Genomic DNA, 19326 nt, shown 5'->3' with positions numbered 1-19326 from the left:
CCGGCAAGCCGGCTCCTACAGAGAACGTGTGATGTTATTTGCTATTGGTCAGCGTGTTGTAGCTGGTCATCAGGTTGCGGTAGTCCGGGATGTGGTTGGAGAACAGGGTCGCCAGGCCTTCCACATCGTTGCGCCAGTCGCGATGCAGCTCGCAGGCCAGGCCAAACCAGGTCATCAATTGCGCGCCGGAGGACGACATGCGGTCCCAGGCCGATTGGCGGGTCAGCTCGTTGAACGTGCCGGAAGCGTCCGTCACCACAAACACTTCAAAACCTTCCGCCAGTGCCGACAACGCCGGGAAAGCCACGCAGACCTCGGTCACCACACCGGCGATGATCAGTTGCTTCTTGCCGGTGGCCTTGATCGCCTTGACGAAGTCTTCGTTGTCCCAGGCATTGATCTGACCAGGACGGGCGATGTACGGCGCATCCGGAAACAGCGCTTTGAGCTCGGGCACCAACGGGCCGTTGGGGCCGGTTTCAAAACTGGTGGTGAGGATGGTCGGCAATTTGAAGTACTTGGCCAGGTCGGCCAGGGCCAGCACATTGTTCTTGAAACGGTCCGGTTCGATGTCCCGCACCAGAGACAGCAGGCCCGCCTGATGATCCACCAACAGAACGGCGGCGTTATCCTTGTCGAGACGTTTGTAAGAAGTAGTCATTGCAGTAGTCCTCGCGTGTTATCGATGCCGAGTGGAAATCGGCGTGGGGGTACCCGGTTAGCGCTGGGAATCCAGCACTTCGTGTTCGTTCGCCACTTGCTGGGCCTTGAGGTAACTCTCGATCAGCAATTGATAATGCGGCATGGCCTGGGCGTAGACAGCCGCCCACTGCTCGGCGTCCGGACGGTTCCACGAGCCTTGCAGCTCAGAGAGCGTAGCCATGATGTCGATCGGCACCACCCCGGCTTGTGCCAAACGGGCAATCGTCAGATCAGTGGCCAGTTTCGAGTGGTTGCCGGAAGCATCGACCACGGCAAACACTTTGTAGCCTTCATGCACCGCCGCAATGGACGGGAACGCCAGGCATACGCTGGTCAGGGTGCCGGCGATCACCAGGGTCTTCTTGCCGGTGGCTTTGACTGCCGCGTGAAACTCGGCATTGTCCCAGGCGTTGATTTCACCTTTGCGCGCCACGTACTGAGCATGCGGCGCGGCTTCGTGGATTTCCGGAATCAACGGTCCGTTCGGTCCTTGCGGCACGGAGGCGGTGGTGATCACCGGCATCTTCAGCAGTGTCGCGGCTTTGGCCAGGGCAATGGCGTTGGCGCGCAGTTGCGGTACGTCCATGTCCTTGACGATCTGGAACAATCCGCTCTGGTGGTCGATCAACAGCATCGCGCTGTCGTTGGGATCGATGGTCGGTTTTTGGCCATTGAAGTTGGCCGCGTTGACGGTACTCATGTGCGTCTCCTCTTTATTTCAGGCAACAGCCATCCCTGGCCCTGGAACCGGCCTACGCATCCTGTGTAGAGCGGGTTGTTGAACCTGTAGGGTTAACCGTGCATCCGGCCGAACCGACCGGACTGGAAGTCAGCAAAGGCCTGGTGAATCTCTTGCTCGCTGTTCATCACGAACGGGCCGTGGCCGACAATCGGTTCGTCGATCGGCTCGCCGCTGAGCAGCAACACGACGGCGTCGTTATTGGCTTCCAGACTGATCTGATGGCCATTGCGTTCGAACAACGCCAACTGCCCTTCGCGCACCATCTCCAGGCCGTTGACCTGAACCGTGCCACGCAGCACCACCAGTGCAGTGTTGCGACCTTCATGCAGATCGAGGGTCAGCAACTTGCCGCCGTTGAGGCGCAAGTCCCAGACATCGACCGGGGTGAATGTCCGCGCCGGGCCGGTGTGGCCGTCGAATTCGCCGGCGATCAGGCGCAGGCTGCCGGCCTCATCCTTGAGCGGGATGCTCGGAATGTCACCGTCGAGAATCGTCTGGTACCCGGCGTCGGCCATTTTGTCTTTGGCCGGCAGGTTGACCCACAGCTGGACCATTTCCAGGGTGCCGCCGGTTTTGGCGAAGCCTTCGGAGTGGAATTCTTCGTGGAGAATCCCCGAGGCGGCGGTCATCCATTGCACATCGCCCGGGCCGATCTTGCCGCCGCTGCCGGTGGAGTCGCGGTGCTCCAGTTCGCCCTTATAAACGATAGTCACGGTTTCGAAACCGCGGTGCGGATGCTGACCAACGCCACGACGCTCGGTGGTCGGGGTGAATTCAGCAGGGCCGGCGTGATCCAGCAGCAAAAACGGGCTGATGTGTTTGCCCAGGTTGTCGTAGGAAAACAGCGTACGAACCGGAAAACCGTCGCCGACCCAATGGGTCCGTGGGCTGGTGTAGATGCCGATGATGTTTTTCATGCTGCCTCCGAAATTTGTGGTTTGACGCGATGGACAAAGCTTAAAACCGAACCCTTTGGTGCGCTAGACTGCAAAAATCAGCCTTAGCGTTCTATATGGAGAACGATGGTGGAAGACCTCAACACCCTCTACTACTTCACCCAAGTGGTGGAACATCAGGGTTTCGCTGCAGCCGGACGGGCGCTGGACATGCCGAAATCGAAGCTCAGCCGACGCATCGCCGAGCTCGAAGAACGCCTCGGTGTGCGTCTGCTGCACCGCACCAGCCGGCATTGTTCGCTGACCGAAATTGGCCAGGCCTATTACCAGCGCTGCCTGGCCATGCGCGTGGAAGCGGAAAGCGCCGCCGAACTGATCGAACGCAACCGCTCCGAACCGCAAGGCCTGGTGCGCATCAGTTGCCCGACCGCGCTGCTCAACTCCTGGGTCGGGCCGATGCTGACCCGCTACATGCTCAAATACCCGTTGGTGGAGTTGTTCATCGAGAGCACCAACCGCCGGGTCGACCTGATCCACGAGGGTTACGACATCGCCCTGCGCGTACGCTTTCCGCCGCTGGAAAACACCGACATGGTGATGAAGGTGCTGGGCAACAGTACCCAAAGTCTGGTGGGCAGTCCGGCCTTCGCCGAGCGCTTGTCGACGCCCGCCTCCCCGGCCGACCTCAGCGGTTTGCCCAGCGTGCATTGGGGCGCGGCGCAGCGTGAATATCAGTGGGAATTGTTCGGTGCAAACGGCGCCAGCGCGCTGATTCGACACGCACCGCGCATGGTCACCGATGACTTGCTGGCCTTGCGTCACGCGGTGCTCGCGGGGATTGGCGTCGCGCACCTGCCCAGCGTGGTGGTGCGCGATGACATTGCCGCCGGACGCCTCGTCGAACTGGTGCCGGGCTGGGCGCCCAAGTGCGGGATCGTCCATGCGATCTTCCCTTCTCGTCGAGGGTTGCTGCCGTCGGTGCGGACGTTGATCGACTTTCTCGGTGAGGAATTCAGCTACTCCGATATTGCTTGAGAAACGCGACACGCGGGGCTGGCGGAGTTTTTATTTCGGACATAATATTAGCGAAGATTACAACCATAATATCTGCGCCCGTCCGAGGACACTGAACATGCAAAGCCCCAACCGAGAAGCCACCCTCGCCCAATGGATTGCTCAGGAAGACGCCATCCGCGCACGTCTGGCCGGGCCCGGCAGCCTGTCGCTGGCCGAAGTCAGCGCGCTGTCGCCGGCCGAGTTCTTCGAGGGCATCGGCAACGGTGAACTGCCCTCGCCGCCGATTGGCACGTTGATGGATTTCATCCCTATCGAATGGTCGGCCGGGCTGTTCATCTTCCAGGGCTCGCCGGATTCACGGCACTACAACCCGCTGGGCAGCGTGCATGGTGGCTATGCGGCGACCTTGCTGGATTCATGCATGGGCTGCGCGATTCATACGCAGCTGAAAAAGGGCCAGGGGTATACGACGCTGGATCTGCGCATCAGCTATGTCCGCGCGTTGACCGGCGCCAGCGGACCGGTGCGTGCCGAGGGCAAGATTGTGCACCTGGGACGTTCGACGGCGCTGGCCGAGGGGCGGATTTATGATGTGGATGGGCGGTTGTATGCGACGGGGTCGACCACCTGCATGATTCTTGAGGCTCGGGGGTAAGATCCGAAACCGAGGCGCGGCCTTCGCGGGCAAGCCTCGCTCCTACAAGAACATCACACGCCCCTGTAGGAGCGAGCGGTGCGGCGATCCGACTTGCCCGCGAAGGGGCCAGACCGGACACCATCAATTTCGCAGACATCCCACCATTCATGACTTGCGGTAAACATTGCTTTGCCCATCCAGCGGTTTTTCTCAAGGATGCAGGCACGGATACTCGTGCCCATTCCCACTGCAACCCCTGGAGTCATTGATGTCTATTCCCGCATTCGGTCTTGGTACGTTTCGCTTGCAAGGCCAGGTGGTCATTGATTCGGTGAGCACTGGCCTGGAACTGGGCTACCGCGCCATCGATACCGCGCAAATCTACGAGAACGAAGCCGAGGTCGGCGAGGCCATCGCGGCCAGCGGCATTGCCCGTGAAGAGCTGTTCATCACCAGCAAGATCTGGGTCGCCAACTTCGCCAAGGACCGCTTGATCGACAGCCTCAAAGAGAGCCTGCAAAAACTGCAGACCGACTACCTCGACCTGACGCTGATCCACTGGCCATCGCCGGAAAACCAGGTGCCGGTCGAAGAATTCATGGGCGCGTTGCTCGAAGCCAAAAAACTCGGATTGACCCGGCAGATCGGCGTCTCCAACTTCACCGTCGACCTGATGAAGCAAGCCATCGCCGCCATCGGTGCCGAGCACATCGCCACCAACCAGATCGAATTGCACCCTTACCTGCAAAACCGCAAGGTCGTCGAGTTCGCACAGAGCCAGGGTATCCAGATCACCTCCTACATGACCCTGGCGTACGGCGAAGTGCTGAAAGACCCGGTCATCCAGCAGATTGCCGAGCGCCTGCAAGCAACGCCTGCGCAAGTCACCCTGGCCTGGGCCATGCAATCGGGTTACGCGGTGATCCCGTCGTCCACCAAACGCGCCAACCTGGAAAGCAACCTCAAGGCCTGCGCCCTGACCCTCAGCGACGCCGACATGGCGCTGATCGCCGGCCTTGAACGCGCCCACCGCCTGACCAGTCCCAAAGGCATCGCGCCGAACTGGGATTAAGCGTCGCCCTGCGCCAGGCGTTGGTCGAGGCGCGTCATGGCCTGCTGCAACTGATCGACGGCTTCGTCGATCAGCCCCGCACGGCCATCACCGCAGGCACGCTCGAGGTCCTCGCAGCATTCGATCAGACTGACCGCCCGCACCATCAGCGCCCCGCCCTTGATGCGGTGCGCCAACTTACGCAGGGCATGCTGTTCGCCACTGGCATGGGCCTTGAGCAACTCGTCCCGATCCGTGCGATTGGTCGCGGCCAGGTCACTCAACAGTTGATTGATCAGCTCGTAGTCCTCGCCGACGTAGCGCTCCAGACCGCTCAAGTCGAAGTCGGCGGTTGAGGGTGTTTCGAGGGGCGGCACCGGTGATCCATCGGCAAACCTGGACGCCAACCAGGCGCCCAGATCCGCCAGGCGGATCGGTTTGAACAGGCAGTCGTCCATCCCCGCTTCCAGGCAACGGGCCTTCTCCTCTGGCTGCGCATTGGCGGTGAACCCAAGAATCAGGATCGGTTGCAATCCCTGAGCCCGCTCTTCATCGCGGAGGGCCCCGGCCAACTCATAGCCGCTGAGCACCGGCATGTTGCAGTCGGTAATCAGCACATCAAACTCATACTCGCGCCACCGATCAAGACCTTGCTGGCCATCCTCGGCGTCCATCACCCGGTGGCCCAGATAGCTCAGCTGCCGTGAAAGCAGCAATCGATTGGCCGGGTAATCATCGACCACCAGAATGGTCAGCGGCCGGGTCTGCGCCTGTTCCTCACGGCCAGGTAACTCGCTGGACGGCAACGGTTGCAACGCAGGCAGATCCAGGCAGACATCAATCCGCGTGCCCTTCCCCAACACGCTGGCAAGCTGCAATTGACCGCCCATCATTTCGCACAACGTGCGGCTGATCACCAGCCCCAGACCTGAGCCGTTTCGACCTGATTGCTGGCTGTTTTGCGCCTGCACAAACGGGCTGAACAGTCGCTGCCGATCGATCTCGCTGATACCGATGCCCGTGTCTTCAATGCGCACGGAGACCGCCAGTTGCCCGGCCGCACGGGGCTCGACCCGCAGCGCCAGGCGCACTTCACCTTCTTCGGTGAACTTGATCGCGTTGCTCAGCAGATTGGACAGCACCTGCTTGAAGCGCGTGGGGTCGATCAATACGTCGGCGTCGCTGTGCTCGCCCAGGTCGACGCGCCACTCCAGGTTCTTCTGCCGGGCCAGGCCTTCAAACACCCGGCACACCGATTCGACCAGCGTGCGCAGGTTGGCCCGTTCCGGCGTCAGGGACAAATGCCCGGATTCGATGCGGGCGATGTCCAGGATGTCGCCAATCAACGCCAGTAATTGCTTCCCGGCATTGGCCGCCACCTCGATTGCCGACCGGTCGGTGACGCCTTCATCCGCTCGCATCAGCGCCAATTCGAGCATGCCAAGCAGCGCATTCATCGGCGTGCGGATCTCATGGCTCATGGTCGCCAGAAATGTGGTCTTGGCACGGTTCGCCTCATCCGCCGCGTCCTTGGCGTCCTGCAGTTGTCTGAGCAATTGCTGACGCAGGCGGATCTGCCGGCGCTGCCAGGCGATCCAGGCCAGCGCCAGCAACAGCAAGACGCCGGCACCGACAAAGGCCTGGAGAATGTCCTGCCGGTGACGCAGCCAGAAGCTCTGTTCAACCATCAGGTCATTGCGCCAATAACCGGTCATTTCATCGATTTCTTCAGGGGAGATACTCAGCAGCGCCTTGTCCAGGATCGAATGCAGCTCAACGGCCTCACGACTGGTCGCCAGGGTGCTGCGGGCCGGATCGGTGCCGACGGTGCTGGTCACTTGCAGGCGGTTGCGGTATTGCCGGGAAATCATGATCCGGGCGCCGATCAACGAGTTGATGGCGCCGTCCGTCCTGCCCTCGGCGACCATTTCCATCCCGTCCGCGGTCAACGGCGCAGTGACCAGTTCGACCTGCGGGAAATGCTGGCGAATGAATTCGCCGGCACTGTTGCCCTGGGTGATGGCCAGTTTTTTGCCCGCCATCTCATCCAGTGTCCGCGGACTGTCGGATGCGATGCGGGTCACCAGCACATTCGGGCTGGTCAGAAACGGCCGGGTAAATCGCAGTTCTGTTTCACGCTCAATGCTGGGGCTGATCCCGGCGACCACGTCAACACGACCGCTCCTGATCCACTCGAACAATTCGGCCACTGACCGGGTTGGCTGAATGTCGAATTTCAAACCTGTACGCAAACTGATTTTCGCCAGCACATCGATGCTGATGCCCCGGTAATTGCCCCCGTCATCGACAAACGAAATCGGCATGAGGTTTTGATTGATCGCCACTCGTACACGTGGATGATCATCGAGCCAGCGTTGCTCGGCGACACTGAAGTGCAGGGCTTGCGTGCCGGCAATGGAAGCCCCGCTGCCGCCCCATCGCCGCAGGATATTCATTCGTTCATTGGTCGGGATCGCCGCCAGCGCCCGGTTGACGATGCGTTGCAACTGGAGGTTGTCGAGGTTCATCGCAAACGCGAAACGCCCGGACTCCATACGGGAAAAATCCGCCAGTTGAACGTTGTTGAGGTAATTTTTGCTGATCAGGTGATTGACGCTGATGGCGTCCCCCAGATAGGCGTCCGACTGACCAAACGCAACGGCGCCCACCGCGCCCAGCGTCGAAGGGAACAGCTGCACATTCGCCTTGGGATAAAAGGCCTGCACTTGCTGCTCGGGCAAATAGTGGTACAGCATCGCCAGCCGTTTACCGGCAAGGTCCGGGTCCAGTGGCAGGGATGAATCGGTGCGCGTGACCAGCACCGGTTGATCATCGGCATAGGCACTGGACATCCGCAGTTTTGGATCCTCGACCTCATAACGGTTGGCCGTTCCCAGCAGGTCAGCCGCGCCGTCCTTGATCGCCCGCACCGCCTCGTCCCGCGATGCGTAGCGCTGAACATCGATCTCAACGTTCAATAGCTGTTTGAGCAGCCCGGCATAGTCAGCCGTCAGCCCTTCGTAGTCGGTGCCGGTGGTGGTGATGTCGAAGGGCGGATAATCCGGCGCCGAGACGGCCAGCACCAACCGGCCTTTCTGCCGCAGCACACGCGAATCGGCATCCGACAGTTTGACGTCGTAGCCGTCCACGCTGGATCGTCCGAGCAGGGTCAGTGATTGCGGCTGGGCGCAGGCAGTCGATACCCACAAACAGACCGGAAGTACGAGGTATATCAGCCAACGCAATTGCCGAGAGGTACTCACTCAAATCAGACCGTTACGCTGGGCGGTCTCTCTCAAGTGAACCTTGGATTCCACATTGAGTTTTTCCGTCAAACGGGTTTTGTAGGTGCTGATGGTCTTGTGGCTCAGGTTCAAGAGTTTGGCGATTTCCTTGTTGCTTAATCCCTCGGCCAGGTACCGGAATATGGTCAGTTCACGGTCGGAGAGCTTGTCGATCCTCTCCATCTCGCTGAGTTGCACTGTGCTCAACGACACCGAACTCGATGGCAGCTCGGCGAAATAGGTGTAACCGGCCATCACCGCCAGCACTGCCTCGTGCAAATGCTTCAAGTCTTTGGCCTTGGAAACATAAGCCCTGGCGCTGGCACGCATGCAGCGGTCCTGATAAAACCGGGGATCTTGCCCGGTGAAAACCAGTACTCGACATCGCTCGTCACTGGCCTGAATGCGGGCCAACACTTCCAGCCCGCCGAGACGGGGCATCATCAGATCCAGCACCACCAGATCGGGTTGATGCTTACGGATCGCTGAAAAGACCTCGTTGCCGTTGGATACCTTATGAATCAGTTTGAATCCCAGCTGTGTAAGCAGCATCGTGACTGCAGCGCACACCACCGGATGATCGTCTGCTATTACCGCTGACTTCATGGCAACTCCCCGTGCAAATACAAGACGATTGGGTAATGAATGCCCATGGGCCAGACCCAGGTTAGACGCAGCAGCTGCGCGAAGACTCTTGCATGGAAAAACGCGCCCGACTACCTGACAGAAATGACAGTGCCGACGAACGGTAGCTGAGGATCAACGGTCGCCATCAGCCGTTGAATGCACGCCAGATCGGGCAATGCAGCATCACTCACCTGAACCATTTGCTGCCCGCAAGCCGGGGTCGGCAGCCCGTTATAGATCAAGGCGTGATGAACCTGTGGGTGATCGAGGAAGAAGTCGCGCAGGTCCAGGGCCCCATCCGCCAGCGCGGCATTGATGACCACCAGGTCGAAAGTCACGCCGCCGTACTCGATCAAGGTCAACAGTTCGGCAAGGTTTTGCACGGGGGCCACGCGGTAATAGTCGAGCCGGTTGAACAGGCGCTCGATTCTCATCCGCTGAAAATGCTGCTCGTCGACAATCAGGATACGTAACGCTTTGTTCGACAACCGGGGCCCCCAGGAGGGTTTCAGATTCGTGAGGCCGCAAGGCTACGGAAGAGCCGTTGAGCTTTCTGTAGGACTATTCCTAAAAACCGGGGCGCTACATCCGGTAGAGGGGGGGAAAAAAGACAAAAGATCGCAGCCTGCGGCAGCTCCTACAGGATTGCGGCGTACCTCGGTAGGAGCTGCCGCAGACTGCGATCTTTTACCTCCATACCATTATTCCGTCGTACTCGGACTCCAGAACGCCTGCACCACCAGCGTCGATGTCGAAATCCGGGCCACCAGCGCATCCAGTTCGTCGCCGTCCACGGACGTCGTCGCGAGAGTCGCCTCCACCTCGATTTCATCTGCGCCGAACGCGTGTACATCGACATCGCTCGCCGGGTAATTGCTGCGCTCAAGTTCCGCTTCCAGCAGCGCCAGCACGGCTTTTTGTTGTGAGCGGCGGGCGATCACGTAAACGATGTTGGTGACTTCAGCCGAAATCACATCCAGCGGCTGACGGTTGATGTTGTTGACGATCGGCCGCAGCAAGGTATTGGCCGCCAGTACGAACAGCGTACCGAGCAAGGCCTCCAGGACCAGATCGGCCCCCGCGCAGGCACCGACCGCCGCCGAGGCCCAAAGCGTTGCTGCGGTGTTGAGGCCACGCACGTTGCCCTCTTCGCGCATGATCACCCCGGCACCGAGGAAGCCGATGCCGGAAACCACGTAAGCGACCACCCGCACCGCGCCTTCGGCTCCGCCGAGGCGGTTGGCCATGTCGACGAAAATCGCCGCCCCCACCGCGACCAACACGTTAGTGCGCAGGCCGGCGGTGCGTTGGCGGTATTGGCGCTCGAAGCCGATCAGGCCACCGAGGATGAAGGCCGCGCTGAGGCTGACCAGGGTGTCGACCAGGGAGGTCAGGTTGATGTTGTTGAGTGCTTGCATGATGAATCCTTTGAAAAACACACGATCCCTGTAGGAGTGAGCCTGCTCGCGATGACGATCTGACATTCACGTGGATAGTGATCATCAGACCGCTATCGCGAGCAGGCTCACTCCTACATCTGGCAGGATTACTGCCAGCCGAACCGGCGGATGTAGAAGCCCTTCACCGCCTGGGTGAGCGCCATGTACGCCAGCAGAATCACCGGCAAAAACACAAAGTACAGCGACGGCAGTGCCTGCAATTTGAAGTAGTGCGCCAAGGGTCCCATCGGCAGGAAAATCCCCACGGCCATGATGATTCCGGTCATCACCAGCAGCGGCATGGCGGCGCGGCTTTGCAGGAACGGAATCTTCGGCGTGCGAATCATGTGCACGATCAGCGTCTGGGTCAGCAGCCCGACCACGAACCAGCCGGACTGGAACAGGGTCTGGTGGTCCGGGGTATTGGCGTCGAACACGTACCACATCAAGGCAAACGTGGTGATGTCGAAGATCGAACTGATCGGGCCGAAGAACAGCATGAAGCGCCCGACATCCGCCGGTTGCCAGCGCTGCGGTTGCTTGAGCATTTCTTCATCGACGTTATCGAACGGAATGGCGATCTGCGAAATGTCGTAGAGCAGGTTCTGCACCAGCAGGTGCATCGGCAGCATCGGCAGGAACGGGATGAACGCGCTGGCCACCAGCACCGAGAACACGTTGCCGAAGTTCGAACTCGCGGTCATCTTGATGTACTTGAGCATGTTGGCGAAGGTCCGCCGCCCTTCCAGCACGCCCTCCTCCAGGACCATCAGGCTTTTTTCCAGCAGGATGATGTCCGCCGCTTCCTTGGCGATGTCCACGGCGCTGTCCACCGAAATGCCGATGTCGGCGGTGCGCAGCGCGGGGGCGTCGTTGATGCCATCGCCCATGAACCCGACCACATGGCCGTTGCCCTTGAGCAGACGGACGATGCGTTCCTTGTGCGACGGCGTCAGTTTGGCGAAGACGTTGGTGGTCTCCACCGCCAGCGCCAGTTCAGCATCCGTCATGCGCTCGATGTCGTTGCCCATCAACAGGCCTTGCTGCTCCAGGCCGACTTCGCGGCAGATTTTCGCGGTCACCAGTTCGTTGTCGCCGGTCAGCACTTTCACCGCCACGCCATGCGCGGCCAGCGCTTTCAAGGCCGGTGCGGTGCTTTCCTTCGGCGGATCGAGAAACGCCACGTAACCGATCAGCGTCAGCGCCTGCTCATCCGCCAGGCTGTAAGTCTCGCGCCCCTCGATCATTGGCCGCGCGGCAACCGCCACCACCCGCAACCCCTCCGCATTGAACGAGGCGGTGACCTGACGAATCCGCGTCAGCAGTTCATCGCTCAGTGCTTCATCGCGTTCGCCGTGACGCACCCGAGTGCACACCGCCAGCACCTCTTCCACCGCACCTTTGCAGATCAACAGATGCGGTTGACCGCGCTCGGCAACCACCACCGACATACGCCGCCGGGTGAAGTCGAACGGGATCTCGTCGACTTTGTGAAACGCCGTGCCGACTTTCAGTTCGCGGTGGATTTCGACGTGTTCGAGCACCGCCACGTCCAGCAGGTTTTTCAGGCCGGTCTGGTAGTAGCTGTTGAGGTAGGCCATTTCCAGCACGTCGTCGGAGTCATTGCCCCAGACGTCGACGTTGCGCGCCAGAAAGATTTTGTCCTGAGTCAGGGTGCCGGTCTTGTCCGTGCACAGCACGTCCATGGCGCCGAAGTTCTGGATCGCGTCGAGGCGCTTGACGATGACTTTTTTGCGCGACAGGAACACCGCGCCTTTCGCCAGCGTCGAGGTGACGATCATCGGCAGCATTTCCGGGGTCAGGCCCACGGCAATCGACAGTGCGAACAGCAGCGCTTCGGTCCAGTCGCCTTTGGTGAACCCATTGATGAACAGCACCAGCGGTGCCATGACGAACATGAAGCGGATCAGCAACCAGCTGACTTTGTTGACCCCGGTCTGGAACGACGTCGGCGCGCGATCGGTGGCGCCGACCCGCTGGGCCAGCGCGCCAAAATAGGTGCTGTTGCCCGTGGTCAGAATCACTGCGATCGCCGTGCCGGACACGACGTTGGTGCCCATGAACAGGATGTTGTCCAGATCCAGCGGATTGCTGGTGTCGCTGTCCTGCTGGTGGCGGAATTTTTCCACCGGCATCGATTCGCCGGTCATCGCCGCCTGGCTGACGAACAGGTCCTTGGCGCTGAGCACCCGGCAATCGGCGGGAATCATGTCGCCGGCCGAGAGCACGATCAGATCGCCCGGCACCAGTTGTTTGATGGGGACTTCGGTGCGCAGGGCATCGCGACGCATCACCGTGGCGGTGTTGCTGACCATCGCCTTGAGCGCGTCGGCTGCCTGGTTGGATTTGGTTTCCTGCCAGAAGCGCAGCAAGGTCGAGAGCACCACCATCGAGAAAATCACAATGGCGGCTTTCATGTCCTCGGTCAGCCACGAGATGACCGCGAGCAATGTCAGCAGCAGGTTGAACGGGTTTTTGTAGCAGTGCCACAGGTGAGTCCACCACGGCAGCGGTTGCTCGTGCTCGACTTCGTTGAGGCCGAATTGCACGCGCAGCGCATCGGCTTCGGCTTCGCTCAGACCGTCGGTGTGGCTGCCGAGGTTGTGCAGCAGTTGGCCGGTGTCGCTGTTGGCGGCGCTCACCAGGGTTTGCGCCAAGGTGGGCGGCACCTCGCGGCTGACCGTGGTGTCGGTGAAGGTTTCCAGCAACGCCAGGCGACGGAAGTGTCGGGCGATGTGACGGGTGCGCAGGAATCCGGCAAAGAATTCTTTGAGCAGGTTCAGGTTCATGGCAGTTCCCCCAGGGTCAGCCGGGAAACCTTCCAGCAGGCGTGTCGGTGCACCGCGATGACGACAAAAAGTCGAACATCACGCACGGTTCAGCGTCGATGAGAGGACGTCGGGACACGGACCAGGACTGGCCGCGATCGGGATGCCGCTGCTCGCTATCAGGCGAGACAACGGCACAAAAGGTTGCGCGTTATCTTGCCGGGTTGTTGCCGGTTATCGAAACCGGCCGACTACTGTCACTCGAACAAGTACCCACTGTGGGTCTCCGCTATTGATGAAAACGCGCGAAGCTTACGCCCCGATTTGTGGAGAGTAAACGATGCATTGGCAAGTCGTCGGGGAATTGCGGGGTTCTTCAGGGAGGGTTCAGGATTCGGCATTTGGGGTGTCTTTGAAGACGCCATCGCCAGCAAGCCGGCTCCTACAGGTAATCGCATTCCCCTGTAGGAGCCGGCTTGCCGGCGATGGCGGCGCGACAGACGCCAAAAATCTTAACTGGCAGTCGCCAACAACAAATCCACCACCGAACGGCCATGCCCACGGTGCTTGCCATGGTCATACAAAGACCCGGCAATCTCGTCCGCACGAATCGGCAGGATCGACAGCAACGTGTCGCTCAAACCATGGCTCGCCTGGCAGAAGCCCTGCATGTAGATGCCGGCCTTGCAGCGTTCGTCGGTGATCAGCTTGTAGTTGCGGTCCACCTCGAAATCACCGAGGTATTGCTCCAGCGGAGCCAGCAGTTTGCGGTGCATCTGACGCTCATAACCGGTGGCCAGTACCACCGCGTCGTAATGCCGAACCGTGACTTCGCCGGTGGCGTTGTTGCGCACTGCCAGTTCGATGCCGCGCTCGGTGGCGGTGGCCTTTTCGATGGTGGTCAGGGTACGGAACGCATGACGGGCGATGCCCGAGACTTTCTGGCGATAGAAGATCCCGTAGATGCGTTCGATCAGGTCAATGTCCACCACCGAATAGTTGGTGTTGTGGTACTCGTTGACCAGACGCTCGCGCTCGCTGCTCGCCTGCTGGAACACCAGGTCGGTGAACTCCGGCGAGAACACTTCGTTGACGAACGGGCTGTCGTCCGCCGGCTTCAGCGCCGAGCCGCGCAGGATCATATCGACCTGCACCGACGGGAAGCTGTCGTTCAGATCGATGAAGGCTTCCGCCGCGCTCTGCCCGCCACCGATGATCGCAATGCTCATCGGCTGATTGTTCACGCACGGTTGCTTGGCCATCTGCGCCAGGTACTGCGAATGGTGGAACACCCGACCGTCATCCTTCAGCGCCTTGAACGCTTCGGGAATGCGCGGTGTACCACCGGCGCTGACCACCACCGAACGGGCGGTGCGCACGTGTTGCTGGCCCTGGGTATCGCGGGAGATCACGCGCAACGCTTCGACCTGCTGGTTGTGCAGCACCGGCTCGATGGTCAGCACCTCTTCGCCGTAACGGCTCTGCTCGGCGAATTGCCCGGCGACCCAGCACAGGTAGTCGTTGTATTCCATGCGGCACGGATAGAAGGTGCCGAGGTTGATGAAATCCACCAGACGACCGTGGTGCTTGAGGTAGTTGACGAAGGAATACGGGCTGGTCGGATTGCGCAGGGTCACCAGGTCCTTGAGGAAGGAAATCTGCAATTCGCTCTGGGTCACCAGGGTGTTGCCGTGCCAGCGATAGTCCGCCTGCTTGTCGAGAAACAGTACATCCAGCTCGCCCTGGCTCGGCCCGCGCTCTTGCAGTGCGATGGCCAGCGCCAGGTTCGAAGGGCCGAAACCGACGCCGATCAGGTCGTGAACGATGGGCGATGCAATTGCCTGTGTCATTTCCAGTGTCCTCTGGATGAACCCCTCAACAGTGGGGCGTAAGCCTAAGTGACCTGACCAGCCTTGGGCAGGACAGCAGGTCGTCTGTTGATAGGGAACGAGGACAATGAAACAAAATTTAATATTGTTTTTTTACCAGCCGGAGAAGATCAGTGGGCATCCCACTGGCGCATCCGCACGCGGCAATGCTTCATCGCATTGACGATGTGCTTCTCGACCAGCGCCCGGGAAATCCCCAGGCGTTCGGCGATTTCCGGGTGCGACAGGCCATCGATCTTGCGCAGCAGGAAACTCTCGCGGCACAGCCGTGGCAATTCCGCCAGGGCACGCTGGAGCATTTCCAGGCGCTGGCCGTGGTCGAGGCTGTTGTGCGGGGACGGGGTGAAATAGCGTTCTTCGTTGTCGAGCACTTCCAGCGATTCGACCTGACGCAAGGCATTGCGCCGATGGTCGTCGATCACCAGATTGAGCGCGGTGCGATAAAGGAATGCCCGGGGTTGCTCGATCGGCGTGTCGCTGGAACGTTCCAGAACCCGCACATAAGCGTCATGCACCACATCTTCGGCCACCTGACGGTTGCCCAGCTTGGCGTTGAGGAAACACACCAGCTCGCGATAGTAGTTTTCCAACCATGACTCCCGGCCGCACGGGTGCGGTTTCTATCCTTGAGCCACATCGACGACCGCCGAAATGGGCAGTGGCACGATAGTGGCAGTTCGAGGTGCGTAATTTATAGTAATTCTCATATAGATTTAAAGTATTGCTTCAATTTGCCCGATAAATAGTCTTCGATCTGTTTAATACTCCCTGCTTGCAACCGGCTATTTTATGCACCCGATCCCCTGTAGGAGCCGGCTTGCTGGCGATGGTCGTTAACGATAACGCGTTCTGCCTGAATCAACGCGGCGCACTTTCGTCCATCGCCAGCAAGCCGGCTCCTACAAAGTTTTGTGTTGTGAATACGATCCCCGCCGCTCCCGCAATGTGATTGTGTCGGGTTGTGTCGAGAGCTAAATTCCCCGCCGCTTTCCTCGTATAAAGGACAGCTCCCCGTCTCTGTCGGCTTCCCGACAGCGTTCAACTGTTGCCGGATTTTGTGCGCAGGCTGAGCGACGGGCCGATATCCATTGGCCGGAACCCTGCATGAAACGTCCCCGACACACCCGACGCGCCCTGCTTGTAGCACTTTGTCTGATCCCCGTTATCGCCGTGGCTGCCTGGCAGGTCATCCCGCCCGGCCGAGACAAATTCGCCACCGTACAAGTCAGTCGAGGTGACATCGAAAGCAGCGTCACGGCGCTGGGCACCCTGCAACCTCGACGCTACGTCGACGTCGGCGCGCAGGCGTCCGGGCAGATCCAGAAGATCCATGTGGAAGTCGGTGACGTGATCAAGGAAGGCCAGTTGCTGGTGGAAATCGATCCGTCCACGCAACAGGCCAAACTCGACGCCGGGCGTTTTTCCGTCGAAAACCTCAAGGCGCAACTTGAGGAACAACGGGCGCAGCACGAACTGGCCCGGCAAAAATTCCAGCGCCAGCAGAACCTCAAGGCCGGCGGCGCCACCCGCGAAGAAGACGTGCAAACTGCCCAGGCTGAACTGCGCGCTACCCAGGCGCGCATCGACATGTTCCAGGCGCAGATACGCCAGGCCCAGGCCAGCCTGCGCAGCGATCAGGCCGAACTCGGTTACACGCGAATCTACGCGCCGATGTCCGGCACCGTGGTTGCACTCGACGCCCGGGTCGGCCAGACCCTCAACGCGCAACAGCAAACACCGCTGATCCTGCGCATCGCCAAGTTGTCGCCGATGACAGTCTGGGCCGAAGTCTCGGAAGCCGACATTGGCCACGTCAAACCCGGCATGACAGCGTGGTTCACCACCCTCAGCGGCGGCAAGCGGCGCTGGAGCAGCACCGTGCGGCAAATCCTGCCGGTGCCGCCCAAGCCGTTGGACCAGACCAGCCAGGGCGGTGGCAGCCCGACCAGTTCGAGCAAAAGTGGCAGCGCTCGCGTGGTGCTGTACACCGTGCTGCTCGACGTCGATAACGCCGACAACGCGCTGATGGCGGAAATGACCACACAAGTGTTCTTCGTGTCCGACCAGGCGAAAGACGTGCTCACCGCGCCCATCGCTGCGTTGCAAGGCGGCACCCAACCGAACATCCAGACCGCTCAGGTCGTCGCCAAAAACGGCCGCATAGAGCAACGCGACGTTCGCACCGGCATCAGCGACCGCCTGCGGGTGCAAATCCTCGACGGCTTGCAGGAAGGCGATCACCTGTTGATCGGCCCGGTCGACGGGAGTGGCGGCTAGATGCTGACGCCCCTGATCGACCTGCAGGACATCCGCAAATCCTACGGCGGCGGCGATTCACCGCAAGTCCACGTGCTGCGCGGCATCGACCTGTCGATCCACGCCGGGGAATTCGTGGCGATTGTTGGCGCGTCCGGTTCCGGCAAGTCGACGCTGATGAACATCCTCGGCTGCCTCGACCGCCCGACGTCCGGCGAATACCGCTTCGCCGGGGAGAACGTCGCCGGGCTCGACAGCGATGAACTGGCCTGGCTGCGCCGCGAAGCCTTCGGATTTGTGTTCCAGGGCTATCACCTGATTCCGTCCGGTTCGGCCCAGGAAAACGTCGAGATGCCGGCGATCTATGCCGGCACCCCGGCCGCCGAACGCCACGCCCGCGCTGCCGCCCTGCTCGACCGCCTCGGCCTCGCCTCACGCACCGGCAACCGCCCGCACCAACTCTCCGGTGGCCAGCAACAACGGGTGTCCATCGCCCGCGCCTTGATGAACGGCGGCCACATCATCCTCGCCGACGAACCCACCGGCGCCCTCGACAGCCACAGCGGCGCCGAGGTGATGACGCTGCTGGATGAACTGGCGAGCCAGGGCCACGTGGTGATCCTCATCACCCACGACCGCGAAGTCGCGGCCCGGGCCAAACGCATCATCGAAATCCGCGACGGGCTGATCATCAGCGACAGCGCCCATGACAACCCCGACGTACAAACCTCGGCCAACCCCGGCGCCCTGCAAGCCGTGGATTTGCGCAAGCGCCTGAGCGAAGGCGCAGAGGCTACCGGCGCCTGGAAAGGCGAACTGGTGGACGCCATACACGCGGCCTGGCGGGTGATGTGGATCAACAAGTTTCGCACCGCGCTGACGCTGCTCGGGATCATCATCGGCGTTGCGTCGGTGGTGGTGATGCTGGCCGTCGGCGAAGGCAGCAAGCGCCAGGTGATGGCACAGATGGGCGCGTTCGGCTCGAACATCATTTACCTCAGCGGCTCGGCACCGAACCCGCGAACACCGCTGGGCATCATCACCCTCGATGACGTCGCGGCGGTCGGCAGCCTGCCGCAGGTGACGCGCATCATGCCGGTCAACGGCCAGGAGGCCGGGGTGCGCTTCGGCAACCTCGACCACTCGAGCTACGTCGGCGGCAACGACACCAACTTCCCGGCGATCTTCAATTGGCCGGTGGTGGAAGGCAGTTACTTCACCCAGGACGATGAACGCAACGCGGCGGCCGTCGCAGTGATCGGGCACAAGGTGCGAACCAAATTGCTCAAGGACGTGGCCAACCCGATCGGCCAGTACATCCTGATCGAAAACGTGCCGTTCCAGGTGGTCGGCGTGCTTGCGGAAAAAGGTGCCAGCTCCGGCGACAGCGACAGCGACGACCGCATCGCCATCCCGTATTCCGCCGCGAGTGTACGGCTGTTCGGCACCCACAACCCCGAATACGTGGCCATCGCGGCGGCCGATGCACGCAAGGTCAAAGAGACGGAAATCGCCATCGAGCAGTTGATGTTGCGCCTGCACGACGGCAAAAAGGATTTCGAACTGACCAACAACGCGGCGATGATTCAGGCCGAGGCCCGCACGCAAAATACCCTGTCGCTGATGCTCGGCTCGATCGCCGCTATTTCGCTGTTGGTGGGCGGGATTGGCGTAATGAACATCATGCTCATGACCGTGCGCGAACGCACCCGCGAGATCGGCATCCGCATGGCCACCGGCGCCCGCCAGCGCGACATCCTGCGGCAGTTCCTCACCGAAGCGGTGATGCTCTCGGTGGTCGGCGGCCTCGCCGGCATTGCCCTGGCGCTGATCGTCGGCGGCGTGCTGATTCTCAGCGAAGTGGCCGTCGCGTTCTCTTTGATAGCGGTACTCGGTGCCTTCGGCTGCGCCCTGGTCACCGGTGTTGTCTTCGGCTTCATGCCGGCCCGCAAAGCTGCCCGGCTCGACCCGGTCACGGCCCTTACCAGTGAATGATC

Annotated in this window: 15 protein-coding genes; 5 read left to right on the top strand and 10 right to left on the bottom strand. The window is 60.8% G+C overall.

Annotated features, from left to right (window positions below):
* Nucleotides 1-34 precede the first annotated feature (34 nt).
* The 3 genes from ycaC to ACYZUC_RS29350 all read right to left on the bottom strand — a co-directional run bounded on the left by ycaC (nt 35) and on the right by ACYZUC_RS29350 (nt 2361).
* Nucleotides 35-661 carry an isochorismate family cysteine hydrolase YcaC gene (ycaC, locus tag ACYZUC_RS29360; protein WP_150634089.1) on the bottom strand — a complete coding sequence of 209 codons (627 nt, stop codon included), beginning with the start codon at nt 659-661 and terminating at the stop codon, nt 35-37.
* Nucleotides 662-718: 57 nt separating this feature from the next.
* Nucleotides 719-1402 (bottom strand): isochorismatase family protein, encoded by a 684-nt coding sequence (locus ACYZUC_RS29355; protein WP_008032355.1) that lies wholly within the window; start codon nt 1400-1402, stop codon nt 719-721.
* 92 nt (nt 1403-1494) lie between these two features.
* On the bottom strand, nt 1495-2361 hold the full coding sequence (locus ACYZUC_RS29350) for a pirin family protein (RefSeq protein WP_461992123.1): 867 nt from the start codon (nt 2359-2361) through the stop codon (nt 1495-1497).
* A gap of 105 nt (nt 2362-2466) precedes the next feature.
* On the opposite strand from ACYZUC_RS29350, the gene ACYZUC_RS29345 reads away from it, so the two are divergent.
* From ACYZUC_RS29345 to dkgB, 3 genes are all read left to right on the top strand, one after another.
* Nucleotides 2467-3375 (top strand): LysR substrate-binding domain-containing protein, encoded by a 909-nt coding sequence (locus tag ACYZUC_RS29345; RefSeq protein WP_461992121.1) that lies wholly within the window; start codon nt 2467-2469, stop codon nt 3373-3375.
* Between the two features lie 97 nt (nt 3376-3472).
* Nucleotides 3473-4012 carry a PaaI family thioesterase gene (locus tag ACYZUC_RS29340; RefSeq protein WP_461992119.1) on the top strand — a complete coding sequence of 180 codons (540 nt, stop codon included), beginning with the start codon at nt 3473-3475 and terminating at the stop codon, nt 4010-4012.
* A gap of 250 nt (nt 4013-4262) precedes the next feature.
* Nucleotides 4263-5066, top strand: coding sequence for a 2,5-didehydrogluconate reductase DkgB (dkgB, locus tag ACYZUC_RS29335; RefSeq protein WP_461992118.1), 804 nt, complete (start codon nt 4263-4265; stop codon nt 5064-5066).
* On the opposite strand, the gene ACYZUC_RS29330 is transcribed toward dkgB, so the two are convergent.
* The 7 genes from ACYZUC_RS29330 to ACYZUC_RS29300 form a co-directional block, all read right to left on the bottom strand.
* Nucleotides 5063-8290, bottom strand: a complete 3228-nt coding sequence (locus ACYZUC_RS29330) for a transporter substrate-binding domain-containing protein (RefSeq protein WP_461996783.1) — start codon at nt 8288-8290, stop codon at nt 5063-5065. The genes dkgB and ACYZUC_RS29330 overlap by 4 nt on opposite strands.
* Nucleotides 8291-8308: 18 nt before the next feature.
* Entirely contained in the window at nt 8309-8935 is a 627-nt protein-coding gene (locus ACYZUC_RS29325) for a response regulator (protein ID WP_461992116.1), read from the bottom strand.
* Between the two features lie 110 nt (nt 8936-9045).
* On the bottom strand, nt 9046-9444 hold the full coding sequence (locus tag ACYZUC_RS29320; RefSeq protein ID WP_461992114.1) for a chemotaxis protein CheY: 399 nt from the start codon (nt 9442-9444) through the stop codon (nt 9046-9048).
* Nucleotides 9445-9657: 213 nt separating this feature from the next.
* The gene (locus ACYZUC_RS29315) at nt 9658-10374 is read right to left on the bottom strand and encodes an MgtC/SapB family protein (protein WP_008032341.1); all 717 of its coding nucleotides are present in this window, start codon (nt 10372-10374) and stop codon (nt 9658-9660) included.
* Nucleotides 10375-10502: 128 nt separating this feature from the next.
* A complete protein-coding gene (gene mgtA, locus ACYZUC_RS29310; protein ID WP_461992112.1) occupies nt 10503-13205 on the bottom strand; it encodes a magnesium-translocating P-type ATPase in 2703 nt (900 codons plus the stop codon).
* 491 nt (nt 13206-13696) lie between these two features.
* On the bottom strand, nt 13697-15034 hold the full coding sequence (locus ACYZUC_RS29305) for a lysine N(6)-hydroxylase/L-ornithine N(5)-oxygenase family protein (protein WP_008039987.1): 1338 nt from the start codon (nt 15032-15034) through the stop codon (nt 13697-13699).
* Between the two features lie 149 nt (nt 15035-15183).
* Nucleotides 15184-15663 carry a sigma-70 family RNA polymerase sigma factor gene (locus ACYZUC_RS29300; protein ID WP_008032335.1) on the bottom strand — a complete coding sequence of 160 codons (480 nt, stop codon included), beginning with the start codon at nt 15661-15663 and terminating at the stop codon, nt 15184-15186.
* 514 nt (nt 15664-16177) lie between these two features.
* Between ACYZUC_RS29300 and ACYZUC_RS29295 the strand changes: the two genes are divergently transcribed.
* Nucleotides 16178-17350, top strand: a complete 1173-nt coding sequence (locus ACYZUC_RS29295) for an efflux RND transporter periplasmic adaptor subunit (protein WP_223554101.1) — start codon at nt 16178-16180, stop codon at nt 17348-17350.
* Nucleotides 17351-19324: a MacB family efflux pump subunit gene (locus ACYZUC_RS29290; protein WP_461992109.1), complete on the top strand. Its 1974-nt coding sequence runs from the start codon at nt 17351-17353 to the stop codon at nt 19322-19324.
* Nucleotides 19325-19326 lie beyond the last annotated feature (2 nt).

The sequence above is a fragment of the Pseudomonas sp. GT1P32 genome (assembly GCF_054897805.1).
Note: the sequence above shows the minus strand (reverse complement) of the source record. Positions and strands in the feature narration are given on the sequence as shown.